We start from the raw sequence: 12,146 nt of genomic DNA, 5'->3' as shown, positions 1-12,146 counted from the left end.
AGCTATTCCTACGCTTGCCAGGGCAGAACATACAAGCGAGCTTGCTCGCGATTACAGCCTGAATCGAAGACGGCGGTCCGCGATCGCCGCATCGCGACCAGAGGTCGCTCCCACAAACTCAGTCGATCAAGCCGAGTTGCCGCGCCGCGTGCATCAGTTCGATGTCGGTCGACACGCCGAGCTTGGACTTGATCTGGTAGTGGATGTTGAACACCGTCTTCACGCTGATGTGCAGCGTGTCGGCAATGTCCTCACGCGACTTCGCGGCGACCAGCATGCGCAGGATTTCGAATTCGCGGGCGCTCAGCGCGGCCAGCGGGTTCTTCGCGGCGCTGCCGGCGCGGCGCAGTGCGGCCAGTTCGGTCTGCACGTCCGGGCTCAGCGTCTGCCGCCGGTGATACACCGCGCAGATGGCCTCGACCAGCAGGTCCGGCGACGAACTCTTTGTGACATAGCCGAGCGCGCCCGATTCCAGCGCCTTCTCGACGAAGGTGGCGTCACGGTGCATGGTGAAGATGAGCACGCGGGCGTCGCGGTCGCGCTGCAGGATGTGCTGCAGCGTCTGGATGCCGCTCGCACCCGGCAGCGTGATGTCCATCACCACCACGTCCGGCGCCAGTTCGACGTAGCGCCGGTAGGCCTCTTCGCCGGAGCCGGCTTCGGCTGCGATGGTCAGCGGCGGATGCCGCTCGATCAGGCGCCGGTAGCCCTCGCGCACCACCGCGTGGTCGTCGACCAGCAGCACGCTGATCGGTGTATCGGTCATGCCGGTGTTCCTCCGTCCGTCAGTTGCCAGGGCACGACGATATCGACCGCCAGTCCCTGCGGTTCACGCGCCGACAGCTGCACGCGGCCGCCGAGCGCGATCACCCTTTCCTTTACGCCGATCAGGCCGAAGCCGCCGGACTTGCCACGTGGCGTCGGCAGGTCAGGCCCGCGCACGACGCCGTCGTCGCTGACGCGCAGCCGGATGTCGTCACTCGCGGTGCGCCGCTCCAGTTGCACGTCGACCGTCGTCGCGCCCGAGTGTTTGGCCGCATTGGTCAGACACTCCTGCACGATGCGGTAGAGATTGATCGCGATGTCGTCCGGCACGTCGGCGAAGTCGCCGCTGACCTCCAGGCGGTAGCTGCAGCGGCCGCGTGCCTGGGCGTCCCACATGCGCACCAGCTTGTCGAGGCCGGCGATCAGCCCGTACTCGTCCAGCCCGACCGGCCGCAGCTGGCGGAGGATGCCGTGCAGCGATTCCATCATGCCGCTGACCGTGCGCAGCACCGTCTGGCCGCTCGCGCGCAGCGCGTCCGGCTGCGGTGGCGACCGCCCCGCCTCGTTCACGACGCAAGCCGCCTCGGCGCTGATCGACGCCAGGCTCTGCCCGAACTCGTCGTGCAGTTCGCGCGCCAGCCGCCGGCGCTCGCCTTCCTGCACGGTGAGCAGCATCTGCGCCAGGCGCTGCTGCTCCCGCGTCTTCTGTTTCAGATTACCGGCCATCGCGTTGAACACCGAGCCGATGCGGTCGAATTCGATTAGTTCGAAGGCCGGCAGACGCGCATCCAGATCGCCGCGTTCGAGCTTGCCGAGGCCGTCCAGCACCGCCGCCGCCGGACGCAGCGCGCGGCTGATGCTGAAGTAGATCAGCACGTTGAACGCCAGCAGCGCCAGCACCGCCCACATCAGCAGGCGCGTGATCTCGTTCCACACGGCGGCGCTTTCGCGGTCGGCATCGACGCGTATCAGCACCTCGCCCATCTTCAGGCCCGGTGCGCGCCCGACGTCGAGGCCGACGCCGTAGGGCTGATACCAGAGCACGCGCCGCCCCACCTTCACGCCCGGCGATTCGCCGCTGTCGGTGGCCGACTCGGCGCCCCGATCGATGCGCCGGTTCAGCGTGTAGCGGATCAGTTCGCGGAACCACGCCGGCGCCTCGGCTTCCGCCTGTGGCGGCGGCGCCTGCTGGCAGCTGTTGGCCGACAGCGTGCCTTCGAGGTCGAAGTACTGCACGCACAGCCGGGTCACTTCGGAAAATTCGGCGAAGCGCGCGAGGTCGGGCTTGCCGATATTCAGTTCGAGCCCGCTCAGCTGGCGCGACATCTGGTCGGTGATCAGCCGCGACACCAGGTCGGCGTTGCGCACCGCCTCGGCCTGCAGCCGTGTCGTCGTGCGCCAGATCAGGCCGGCCGACGCGAGCACGCCGATGGCCACGGCGAGCAGCGTGATGCGCAGCATCAGCGTCAGTTTCAGGTTGGTGCCGCGCTTCATCGCACCGATTCTAGCCGGCTGGCGCGCGGGCATCTTGCCCGCGGCACCGGTCGCCGCCCGCTGTGCCGGTCCTGTTTCGGCGTGACTGGATCTGTTCCGTGCGCGCGACGGTCTCTAGTGTGACGACACGGTGCGCCCGCGCGCGCACGCCTTCATCGCTGCTGGAGATCCGTCATGTCCTCATCTCACGCCCCGTCCGTGCTGCGCATCGCCACCACCGTGTTCTGGAGCTTCTTCGGCGTGCGCAAGCGCAGCCGGCACGACGTCGACACGGTGACGCTGAAGCCGCTGCATCTGATCGCCGGTGCCGTGCTCGGCGCCGCGCTGTTCGTCGGCACGCTGCTGACGGCGGTGCATTTCATCACCCGCTGAGCGGCGACCTGTCGATCAGCCCTCGCCCTCGGGCAGCGCGAACAGGCGCTGCGCGATGCGCGCCGCCGCCGCTTCCAGCCGCGCGCGGCAGGCGGCGCGACCGGCCTCGTCCAGCCAGGCGCTGATGAAAGTGGTGCCGATGCCCGCCACCGGGTAGCCGCCGGCATCGCAGATCGGCACACCCATGCCGCTGGTGCTGCGGTCCAGCACCATGCCGTCGAAACAGCAGTAGCCGTTGGCCAGCGCGAATTCGATGGCCGCGCGATGGCGGATTTCGTCGTAGCGCTCCACGCGGTGGAAGCGCGACAGATTGATGCGCATCACCTCCCACACCTCGTCCGCCGGCAGCCGCGACATCATCGCGATGCAGCTCTGCGTGATGCCGAAGGCGGTACGCAGGCCGACGTCGCCGCGCCCGACCTGTATCTGCGAGCGCGTGTCATAGCGGCCGATGCACACGCTGTCGAGACCGCTGCGGATGTTCAGGAACACCACCTGGTCCAGTTCCTCGGCCAGCGCGCTCAGTTCGGTCGCCGCCGCGCGTTCGACAGGCTGGCGGCTGATCGCCGAATAGCCGAGCGCAGCCAGATCACGGCCGAGGTTGAAGCGCAGCGTCAGCGGGTCGCGCTCGACCCAGCCCATGTCGATCAGCATGTCGAGCACGCGGTGTATGGTCGGCCGCGGCAGGCCGGTACGCGCGACCAGTTCGGTCAGCAGGCTGCCGCGGCGGGAGCCGCGCGCGATCGTCGTCACCAGCAGCCGCGCGCGGTGCAGGCTGCCTGCCGGCGCCTCGTCCGCCTCGCCGCGCTGCGCTGAAGCCCGTCCGTTCATCCGGCCGTCCGCCCCCTGTCTGTTCATCCGCAAAAACAGTGTCCGATATGCGGACACCTATGTAGGCCCGGCTTATTGCCGCCTGCAGATGCGAACACTAGCATCGGCCTCACACAACATAACCTCGAACAACCGGTTTGTCCGTTCATCGGACAGCTTTCTTGATTCAGGAGGAGACATGGCCACGCTCTACGGCGCGCAGCACCGCGCGCTGCAGGAAGAGTTCGACATGCGGCCGCTGGCCGACCGCGTGCAGCAGTTCATCGTGCATCCGGACATCCAGCCCGAACACCAGGGCTTCATCGAGTCGCGCGACTTCTTCTTTCTCACCACGGTCGACCACCGCGGCTACCCGACGGTGTCGCACAAGGGCGGCAGTCCTGGCTTCGTCAGGGTGGTCGATAGCACGACGCTGGCGTTCCCGAGCTTCGACGGCAACGGCATGTTCCTGTCGATGGGCAATATCGGCGCCAACCCGAAGGTGGGGATGCTGTTCATCGACTTCGAAACACCGCACCGCGTGCGCGTGCACGGCGACGCCACGGTGAGCCGCGACGATCCGCTGCTGCATGAAGGCCTGCCCGCCTTCCACGGCGCGGAATTCGTCGTGCGCGTGAAGCTGGCGGAAATCTTCATCAACTGCCCGCGTTACATCCACCGCTACCAGCGCGTTGCCGGTGCGCCGCACGTGCCGCAGCCGGGCTGCGAAACGCCGCCGGCCACATGGAAACGCATCGACGGCCTGCAGGACGTGCTGCCCGCGCACGACAGCCAGCTCGCGACTGCGCAGGGCCTGATCACGCCGGACGAGTACGCCGAACTGGTGCAGCAGGGCCGCACCTGACGCCGCGGCTGCGGCCGCTCCCCTCCTCGCCGCCCGCACGTATGCAGCCCCACCGGGGCCGCAGGGGCGGCTGCACGCCCATGCCTCGAAAGGACACCGCCATGCACGCACTGAAGCCCTTCTCCGCCCTGGTCTGCGCCAACGTCATCCTGGCGGTGACGATGACCTTCACGATGCAGACCTTCCCGCTGCCGATGTGGCCGATGGTGATCGCCTGGGCCTGCTTCTTCCATCTCGGCGGCGGCGACCGGCCGCCGGCCGCACTGGCGGCGGTGCTGGCGCACGCGGTGTTCGGCGTGTTCGCCGGCTGGCTGGCGGCGCTGGCCATCCTGTTCAACCCGACCGCGCTGCCCGGCACCGTATGGGTACCGCTGGTGGTCGGCGCCGCGGTCGGTGTCATGAGCCTGGCCTCCGGCTGGCCGCGGCTGGCCGTGCTGCCGGTGTGCGTCTACGGCTTCGCCGCAAACTGGGCCTATCTCGACGTGCCCGGTCGCTTCGACGCTACGGTGCTCACGACACTGCGTGCCGACAACGTCATCGTCGCGCTGCCGCTGGCGCTGCTGATCGGCTGCCTGTTCGGCTGGGCCAACGCCCGGCTGATCGCGCAGCTGAGCGCACCCGACACGCAGACCCGCAGCGCCGGCTGAGCCCTCGTCCACGCACACAGGGCAACTTGCCCGTCGCCTCCTGCCTAGACTGCGCCGCAGTCGGTGCACGATCAGCGCCCCCGCCTCCACTATCGATTCCGCATCCGGGAGACAGCATGAACAGGGAAGAACATCTGCAGGACTGGCGCGACGCCGCGCTGCGCGTCGAAACCGAAGTACGCAAGGCCGTGATCGGCCAGGACAGCGTGGTGCGACTGATCAATGTGGCGCTGTTCGCGCGTGGCCACGTGCTGCTCGAAGGTGACGTCGGCGTCGGCAAGACCACGGTGCTGCGTGCCTTCGCCCGCGCCATCGGCGGCGACTTCGAGCGCGTCGAAGGCACCGTCGACCTGATGCCCAACGACCTCGTCTATCACACCTATGTCGATGCCGACGGCAAGCCGCGCATCGAACCCGGTCCGCTGCTGCGTCACGGCGAACGCCTCACCACCTTCTTCTTCAACGAGATCAACCGCGCCCGCCCGCAGGTGCAGTCGCTGCTGCTGCGCGCAATGGCCGAGCGCACGGTGTCGGCCTTCAACCGCGAGTACAGCTTCCCGCACATGACGGTGTTCGCCGACCGCAACAAGGTCGAGAAGGAGGAAACCTTCGAGCTGGCTTCGGCCGCGCGCGACCGCTTCATGTTCGAACTGCGCATGGAAACACCGCGCGATCCGGCAGTGCGCCGCGCGCTGGTGTTCGACACCGCCTTCCACGACGTCGACGCGCTGATCGACCAGGTCGCGCCGGGCATTCTCGACTGGCAGTCGCTGAACAGCATGGCCGCCGCGATCCAGCGCAGCGTGGTGGCGAGTGAAGCGCTCGAACGCTATGTGATGGACCTGTGGGACGCCAGCCAGAACCCGGCCGCCTTCGACGTGCGCATCGACGGCGTCGACATGAAGAAACTCATCCTCGCCGGCGCCAGCCCGCGCGGCATGAGCGCCATGCTGCGCGCCGCGCGCGTGGTCGCCTGGATGGACGGCCGCACCCACCTGGTACCGGACGACGTGCAGGCCATCCTGCCGTCGACGCTGGGCCACCGCGTGTTCTTCACCCCGGTCTACGAAATGCGCCGCGCGCAGATCGCCGACGCGCTGGTCGCGCAGATCATCGAGAAGGTCGCCACGCCGCGATGAGTGCCGCCGACGAGCTGCACGAATTCCACTACCGCTTGCCACAGCGCGCCGCCGGTCAGCGCCCCGGTTCGCACCCGGGCAGCAGCCTGGGCGCCGGTCAGGAATTCGTGTCGCACATGAGTCTGTACGACCGGCCCGACCCGCGCCGGCTGGATCTGCGCGCCAGCGTGCGCAGCACCACCGGCGACTGGCTGGTGCGCGTCAATCGCCAGCGCGTCGGCGTCACCGTGCAACTGCTGGTGGATGTGTCCGCCTCGATGGGCTTCGGCGCCCGCCGGCGCAAGATCGACGTCGCCGCCGACTTCGTCGAATCGCTGGCGCGCAGCGCCTTCCGCGTCGGCGATGCGCTGGGCATGCTGGCCTTCGACCAGCGCGAACGCGCCGACCTGTGCGTACCGGCCACGCTGAGCCGCGGCCTGGGCAGCGTGATGGCCGACAGTCTGCGCCAGTGCACACCGGCGCCCGGTGGCATCGAGGGGCTGGAAGACGCACTGCAACAGCTGATCGGCCGTGAGGCGCTGGTCTTCCTGGTCAGCGACTTCCACTGGCCGCTCGACCGGCTTGGCGCCGCGCTCGATCTGCTGTCGCATGCCTTCGTCGTGCCGGTGGTCGTGTGGGACCCGGCCGAAACCGAGCCACCGCCCTACGACGCCATTGCACCGCTGCGCGACGCCGAGAGCAGTGTCCGCCGCACACTCTTCATGCGCCCCAAGCTGCGCACACAGTGGCGCGACGCAGTGGCGGCACGGCGCGCCGAGCTGGATGCCTTCTTCTCCGCGCGCGACCTGCGCCCCTTCTTCATCCACGGCGCCTTCGACGCCGAGGCGATGTCCGACTACTTCTTCGAGGCCACCTCATGACGCCCTTGATCCGAGCGTCCCTGATCGCCAGTCTGCTGCTCGTACAGGGCGCCTTCGCACAGACCCCCGCCGCCGCCGCGCCGGAGGCGCCGGCTGCAAGCACCGAGGGCAACGCTGCCCCGCAGGAAACGGCCGCCACCGAAACACCCGGGAACGGCGCCGACGCCATCGCCACGCCGGCGCCGGAGGCAACCGCCCCGGCACCCGCACCGGCACCGCAGCCGCAGGGCGCGCCCGCCCGCGTCGAACAGCCGCGCGCCTTCGGTCATACCCTGGGCGATGTGCTGACGCAGCGCGTGCTGCTCGCCATTGACGGCAAGCCGGTCGAGCTCACCAAGCCGCCAGCACCCGGTCGCGTCGGCGTCTGGCTGGAACGCCGGCCGACCCGCGTCGAACGCGACGCCGACGGACGGCACTGGCTGGTGATCGAGCACCAGCTGATCAACGCACCGCAGGCACTTACCGCGCTGACGCTGCCGGCGCTCGACCTGCAGACCTCCGGCGGTCTGCTCGGTGTGGCCGCCTGGCCCTTCAGCGCGGCGCCGCTGACACCGCGCAACGCCTTCGGCGAAGGCGCACTGGACGCGCTGCAGCCGGACCGCGCCGCACCGGCTGTCGACACCACGGCCATCCGCCAGCAGATCGCGCTGTGGGGCGGCCTGTGCGTCGCCACGCTGCTGGCCTGGGGCGGATGGCTGGCCTGGCGCAGCTGGCGTGCCGGTCGCAGCCAGCCCTTCGCCCGCGCACTGCGCGATCTGAAGGGCCTGCGCGGCCGCGGCGACGACGCACCGGAAGCCTGGCAGGCACTGCACCGGGCCTTCGACCGCACCGCCGGCCGCAGCCTGCAGCCGGCCTCGCTGCCGCGCCTGTTCGAGCGCGCACCGCAGTACGCACCGCTGCGCGCCGACATCGAACGCTTCTACGCGCAGTCGGCCGCACTGTTCTTCGGCGAAGGCCGCCCGGCCGATGCGCTGCCGCTGCGCAGCTTCGCCCGTCGCCTGCGCGACATCGAAAGGCGGCACGAAGCATGACCTTCGGCGCCATCGACTTCGCCCAGCCCTGGGCGCTGCTGCTGTTGCCGCTGGCCGCGTTGCCGCTGCTGCGCCGGCGCCGCGACACGCTGCTGTTCCCGACGCTGGACTGGCTGCCGCGCGACCGCGCCGGCCGCATCGCCGGTTTCGCCTGGCGGGCACTGGCGGTGCTCGCGCTGGCCGGCATCGTCATCGCACTGGCCGGCCCCGGCTCGCCCGAAACCACGGTGACGCGCACCGGCCGCGGCGCCGAAATCATGATTCTGATGGACCGCAGCCGCAGCATGGACGCCAAGATGAAGCCCAGCGACTGGCGCACCATCGATCCGCATTCGCTGCTCTACCAGGTGGACTCACGCGGCGAGCCGAAGTCGGCGGTGGCGCGCGACCTGCTGTCGAAATTCGTCGAGCAGCGGCCGGACGACCGCTTCGCGCTGATGTTCTTCAGCGCCGGCCCGATGAACGTCGTGCCCTTCACCCAGCACGACGCCGTCGTGCAGGCCGGCATCACGGCGGGTGGGCTGGGCCGCGGTCTGTCCGACACCAACGTCGGCCGCGCACTGACCGCCGCCATCGACACCTTCACCGAGCGCGCCTACACCGGCAGCCGCATCATCCTGCTGGTGACCGACGGCGGTGCCCACCTCGACGAACCGACGCGCAAGCGCATCCGCGAGGGCCTGCAGGCCAACCGCATCGCGCTGCACTGGCTCTATCTGCGCACGCTGAACGCGCCAGAACTCGACGCCGAAGCGAGCGCGCCGCCGCCGGCCGCTGAGGGCGACGGCATGGACGCCATCGAGGCGCGCAACGCCTACTACGCGCAGGAGTCGATCGCCGAAGTGTCGCTGCACCGCTTCTTCCAGTCGCTGCCGGTGACCTACCGCCTGTACCAGGCGGACAGCCCCGAAGACCTCGCGAAGGCGGTGGCCGAAGTAGGCCGCCAGCAGAACTTCCCGCTCGACTTCGAAGAACGCGTGCCGCGGCAGGACCACAGCCGCCTCTTCTTCTCGCTGGCGGCGCTGTGCTGCGCGCTGCTGCTGGTCTATCGATCCCTTCTTCTGCGGAGCTGGCTGTGAAACGACGCACCGTCCATCTGATCTTCGGCGCCACCGCGCTGTTCACCGGGCTCGCCGCCGGCTGGCAGACATCGCAGCTGTGGCAGGCCGAACGCGTGAATGCGGCCATCGCCGCCGCCGGCAGCGTCGACGCCGACCTGCCGGAAGCGCAGTTCGCGCAGGCGCTGGCGCTGAGCCGCGGCACCGACAGCGAAGCCGCCACCCGTGCCTGGAAGGCGCTGATCGCCGGCGAACGCGCGGACCTGCGCGAGGGCGCGCGCTACAACCTCGGCAACCTGCATCTGCGCGAGGTGCTGGCGCACGGCGAAGCCGACATCGCCAACGCGCTGCCGCTGGTCGAGCTGGCCAAGCAACGCTACCGCGACGCGCTGCGCGAGCGGCCGGACGACTGGGAGGCGCGCTACAACCTCGAACGCGCGCTGTGGCTCGCGCCCGAGATCGAGCAGGCCGTGGCCGCCGAGGACGAAGGCCCGGAGCCACCGAGAGAGCGCGTGGTGACGACGCTGCAGGGCGTGCGCCTGGACCTGCCGTGAGGACATGCGCATGAGAACACGCGTCTTCCTGCGCAACCTGCTCGCCAGCCTGCGCGAGCGCGACGCCCGCTCGCTGCTCGCCGCGTTCGCGCTGCTGGTGATCGCCGCCGTGCTGCCGCCGGTGAACCTGCCGCGCGACAGCTGGGACACCATCGTCGTGTTCGATCTGACGCAGAGCATGAACGTCGAGGACTACGAGCTGGACGGCGTGCCGGTCAGCCGCCTGACCTACGCCCGCGAATCGGCCAAGCGCGCGCTGCGCGAACTGCCCTGCGGCTCGCGCGTCGGCTGGGCCGGTTTCGCCGAGTACCGCACGCTGCTGCTGCTGGCGCCGATCGAGGTGTGCGCGCACTACAGCGACCTGATCGCTTCACTCGACCAGATCGACGGCCGCATGCGCTGGGGCAACTCGAGCGAGGTCGCGAAGGGCGTGTTCTGGTCGGTGCGCACCGCCAAGACGCTGGACGAGTCGCCCGCCGTCGTCTTCGTCAGCGACGGCCAGGAAGCGCCGCCGCTGCGCGACGGCGACAAGCCGGGCTTCGACGACATCAAGCCGGGCGAGGTCCGCGGCTGGATCGTCGGCGCCGGCGGCGAGGCGGCGCGGCCGATACCGAAGAGCGACGACGACGGCCGCCCGGTCGGCTACTGGCAGGCCGGCGAGGTGATACAGCGCGAGCTGCGGACCGCCGACGGCCGCAAGGTACCCGGCACCGAACACCTGTCGGCGCTGCGCGAAACCCATCTGCGCGAGATCGCGCAGCAGGTCGGATTCGACTACGCGACGCTGTCCGACACCGGCACTTTGGTCCGCGCCATGAAGCACGACGGCGCCGCAGTGTCGCGTCCGGTACCGACCGCACTGAACTGGCTGCCGGCGCTTCTTGCGCTGGTCGTGCTCGCGCTGCGCTTCCGCCCGGAGTCGCGCCGCTGAGAACCCGGCAGGCCGCCTGGCCTGCCGCGCAGCCTGTCAGCATCCGCTGACAGACGCCTACCTGTACGCCCATCTGGTCTACCCTTGCGCGGCGCTAGCATTCGCGGGCGCATCAAGGACACTTCATGGGCCACGTCGCCGTGGCCACATGCCTCCCTACAGCATCGGGTAACGGACATCGGCCGACGGCACGCAGCGTCCGCGACCCGCCCGCATGGAGCCGATGACGATGACTTACGCACCTCCCCCCGCGGCGCGCGACCTGCGCGTCGACCTCTTCCGCGGCGTCGCACTGATCTGCATGTTCTGGGACCACCTGCCCGGCAATCCGCTCGGCTACGCCACGCTGCGCAACTTCGGTCTCAGCGATGCCGCCGAGCTGTTCGTGTTCCTCGCCGGCTATGGCGCCATGCTCGCCTACGGCCGCCGCTACGAACGCGAGGGATTCTTCCCGGCGGCGGTGCACGTGCTGCGCCGCGCCTGGATCCTCTACGTCGCCCACGTGTTTCTGCTGGCACAGCTGATGGTGGTCGTGTTCGTCGCCAACGACAATGTCGAGACACGCGACTTCATCGCCGAGATGGGGCTGCGCTACTTCCTCGACCAGCCGCAGGAGGCGCTGCTGGCCGGCATCCTGATGCAGTTCAAGCCGGTGCTGATGGACCCGCTGCCGCTCTATGTCGTGCTGATGACCCTGATGGCCGGCCTGCTGCCGCTGCTGGTGCGGCGGCCGCTGTGGGTGCTGCTGCCCTCCGGCCTGCTGTGGCTGCTGGAGAAGCAGACGGGGCTGAATCTGCCCGCCGCGCCGGAAGGCGTGTGGTTCTTCAATCCGCTGGCCTGGCAGTTCCTGTTCTTCATCGGCGCCTGCTGCGCACGACCGCGATCCCTGCTCCGCATGCGTCCGCTGGAGCGGCGCATCGGCCGCAACATCATGATGCCGGCGGCGCTGGCCTTCCTCGCGGCCTCGCTGCTGCTCAGCCTGTCGTGGCGCTGGCCGGAGATTCACGACGCGCTGATGCCGCAGTCCATCGCCACGCTGATCTATCCGATCAGCAAGACCGACCTCGACCTGCTGCGCGTCGCCCACTTCCTGGTGCTGGCCTGGGTGGCCACCACACTGCTGCGTCCGGGGGCATGGCTGCACACCGCGCCTGCATCGGCGCTGCGCTGCATGGGTCGTCATTCACTTGAAGTGTTCTGCGTCAGCGTGCTGCTGGCACCGCTCGCCGACGCGGTCGGTGCGCAAGCCGGGGATCATCCGGCGATACAGATCGCCGCCGGGCTGCTCGGGGTGCTGCTGATGTGGGCGCTGGCGGCGTGGCTCGACGTCGTGCGCAGACCGCAGCGTTCGCCCGCCCCGCACCATCGTGCGGATGGCGAATACGTCGGCGCCGTGGCAGCCCCGATCCGCAAGGGCGGCTGAAGCGATCCGCCTGGTCGCGGCCAGGGCCTGGGCAGAGGTTCTGCGGGAGGAGGCTTCTGACGCCGACTGGAGCTTGGATCGAAGCCGGCGGACGGCAGAGGCTGTGTCGCGGTCAGAGGACCGCTCCTTGTATTGTCTTTGTCTCCCGAGGGGCACCTCGGGACGAGCAGGTGGATGCCGCGTCGCTCCTTGGGCTT

General features: G+C 69.4%; 13 protein-coding genes. 10 read left to right on the top strand and 3 right to left on the bottom strand.

The genetic code is table 11. The features are described 5' to 3' along the window. Window positions 1–118: 118 nt before the first annotated feature. Entirely contained in the window at window positions 119–766 is a 648-nt protein-coding gene (locus tag IV112_RS21035; protein WP_304007044.1) for a response regulator transcription factor, read from the bottom strand. Further along, a complete protein-coding gene (locus IV112_RS21030) occupies window positions 763–2,259 on the bottom strand; it encodes a sensor histidine kinase (RefSeq protein WP_304007042.1) in 1,497 nt (498 codons plus the stop codon). Before IV112_RS21030 ends, IV112_RS21035 begins: the two co-directional genes overlap by 4 nt. Window positions 2,260–2,433: 174 nt before the next feature. Here IV112_RS21030 and IV112_RS21025 point away from each other — a divergent pair, with 174 nt between their 5' ends. After that, window positions 2,434–2,631 carry a DUF2970 domain-containing protein gene (locus IV112_RS21025; protein WP_024300831.1) on the top strand — a complete coding sequence of 66 codons (198 nt, stop codon included), beginning with the start codon at window positions 2,434–2,436 and terminating at the stop codon, window positions 2,629–2,631. A gap of 15 nt (window positions 2,632–2,646) precedes the next feature. On the opposite strand, the gene IV112_RS21020 is transcribed toward IV112_RS21025, so the two are convergent. Then, complete coding sequence (locus IV112_RS21020) at window positions 2,647–3,462, bottom strand: IclR family transcriptional regulator (RefSeq protein ID WP_304007040.1); 816 nt, start codon at window positions 3,460–3,462, stop codon at window positions 2,647–2,649. A 178-nt stretch (window positions 3,463–3,640) separates the two neighbouring features. On the opposite strand from IV112_RS21020, the gene IV112_RS21015 reads away from it, so the two are divergent. From IV112_RS21015 to IV112_RS20975, 9 genes are all read left to right on the top strand, one after another. After that, window positions 3,641–4,306: a pyridoxamine 5'-phosphate oxidase family protein gene (locus IV112_RS21015; RefSeq protein WP_304007038.1), complete on the top strand. Its 666-nt coding sequence runs from the start codon at window positions 3,641–3,643 to the stop codon at window positions 4,304–4,306. A 101-nt stretch (window positions 4,307–4,407) separates the two neighbouring features. Further along, window positions 4,408–4,953: a DUF1097 domain-containing protein gene (locus IV112_RS21010; protein WP_304007037.1), complete on the top strand. Its 546-nt coding sequence runs from the start codon at window positions 4,408–4,410 to the stop codon at window positions 4,951–4,953. Between the two features lie 116 nt (window positions 4,954–5,069). Beyond that, window positions 5,070–6,092: an AAA family ATPase gene (locus IV112_RS21005; RefSeq protein ID WP_304007035.1), complete on the top strand. Its 1,023-nt coding sequence runs from the start codon at window positions 5,070–5,072 to the stop codon at window positions 6,090–6,092. Further along, a complete protein-coding gene (locus IV112_RS21000; protein ID WP_304007034.1) occupies window positions 6,089–6,952 on the top strand; it encodes a DUF58 domain-containing protein in 864 nt (287 codons plus the stop codon). The genes IV112_RS21005 and IV112_RS21000 overlap by 4 nt, the downstream gene beginning before the upstream one ends. Beyond that, complete coding sequence (locus IV112_RS20995; RefSeq protein ID WP_304007032.1) at window positions 6,949–7,983, top strand: hypothetical protein; 1,035 nt, start codon at window positions 6,949–6,951, stop codon at window positions 7,981–7,983. Before IV112_RS21000 ends, IV112_RS20995 begins: the two co-directional genes overlap by 4 nt. After that, window positions 7,980–9,062 carry a vWA domain-containing protein gene (locus IV112_RS20990; RefSeq protein ID WP_304007030.1) on the top strand — a complete coding sequence of 361 codons (1,083 nt, stop codon included), beginning with the start codon at window positions 7,980–7,982 and terminating at the stop codon, window positions 9,060–9,062. The genes IV112_RS20995 and IV112_RS20990 overlap by 4 nt, the downstream gene beginning before the upstream one ends. Next, window positions 9,059–9,595: an MxaK protein gene (locus IV112_RS20985; protein ID WP_304007028.1), complete on the top strand. Its 537-nt coding sequence runs from the start codon at window positions 9,059–9,061 to the stop codon at window positions 9,593–9,595. Before IV112_RS20990 ends, IV112_RS20985 begins: the two co-directional genes overlap by 4 nt. Before the next feature lie 10 nt (window positions 9,596–9,605). Beyond that, window positions 9,606–10,526 carry an MxaL protein gene (locus IV112_RS20980; RefSeq protein WP_304007026.1) on the top strand — a complete coding sequence of 307 codons (921 nt, stop codon included), beginning with the start codon at window positions 9,606–9,608 and terminating at the stop codon, window positions 10,524–10,526. Window positions 10,527–10,755: 229 nt separating this feature from the next. Further along, window positions 10,756–11,949, top strand: coding sequence for an OpgC family protein (locus tag IV112_RS20975; protein ID WP_304007024.1), 1,194 nt, complete (start codon window positions 10,756–10,758; stop codon window positions 11,947–11,949). Window positions 11,950–12,146 lie beyond the last annotated feature (197 nt).

The organism is Methyloversatilis discipulorum, assembly GCF_018780585.1.
GTDB classification, from domain to species: Bacteria; Pseudomonadota; Gammaproteobacteria; order Burkholderiales; family Rhodocyclaceae; genus Methyloversatilis; species Methyloversatilis discipulorum_B.
Note: the sequence above shows the minus strand (reverse complement) of the source record. Positions and strands in the feature narration are given on the sequence as shown.

Bases quoted from the DNA above. Each gene is read 5' to 3' on its own strand.
- IV112_RS21035 (WP_304007044.1), bottom strand. From the start codon at position 766: ATGACCGATACACCGATCAGCGTGCTGCTGGTCGACGACCACGCGGTG.
- IV112_RS21030 (WP_304007042.1), bottom strand. From the start codon at position 2,259: ATGAAGCGCGGCACCAACCTGAAACTGACGCTGATGCTGCGCATCACG.
- IV112_RS21025 (WP_024300831.1), top strand. From the start codon at position 2,434: ATGTCCTCATCTCACGCCCCGTCCGTGCTGCGCATCGCCACCACCGTG.
- IV112_RS21020 (WP_304007040.1), bottom strand. From the start codon at position 3,462: ATGAACGGACGGGCTTCAGCGCAGCGCGGCGAGGCGGACGAGGCGCCG.
- IV112_RS21015 (WP_304007038.1), top strand. From the start codon at position 3,641: ATGGCCACGCTCTACGGCGCGCAGCACCGCGCGCTGCAGGAAGAGTTC.
- IV112_RS21010 (WP_304007037.1), top strand. From the start codon at position 4,408: ATGCACGCACTGAAGCCCTTCTCCGCCCTGGTCTGCGCCAACGTCATC.
- IV112_RS21005 (WP_304007035.1), top strand. From the start codon at position 5,070: ATGAACAGGGAAGAACATCTGCAGGACTGGCGCGACGCCGCGCTGCGC.
- IV112_RS21000 (WP_304007034.1), top strand. From the start codon at position 6,089: ATGAGTGCCGCCGACGAGCTGCACGAATTCCACTACCGCTTGCCACAG.
- IV112_RS20995 (WP_304007032.1), top strand. From the start codon at position 6,949: ATGACGCCCTTGATCCGAGCGTCCCTGATCGCCAGTCTGCTGCTCGTA.
- IV112_RS20990 (WP_304007030.1), top strand. From the start codon at position 7,980: ATGACCTTCGGCGCCATCGACTTCGCCCAGCCCTGGGCGCTGCTGCTG.
- IV112_RS20980 (WP_304007026.1), top strand. From the start codon at position 9,606: ATGAGAACACGCGTCTTCCTGCGCAACCTGCTCGCCAGCCTGCGCGAG.
- IV112_RS20975 (WP_304007024.1), top strand. From the start codon at position 10,756: ATGACTTACGCACCTCCCCCCGCGGCGCGCGACCTGCGCGTCGACCTC.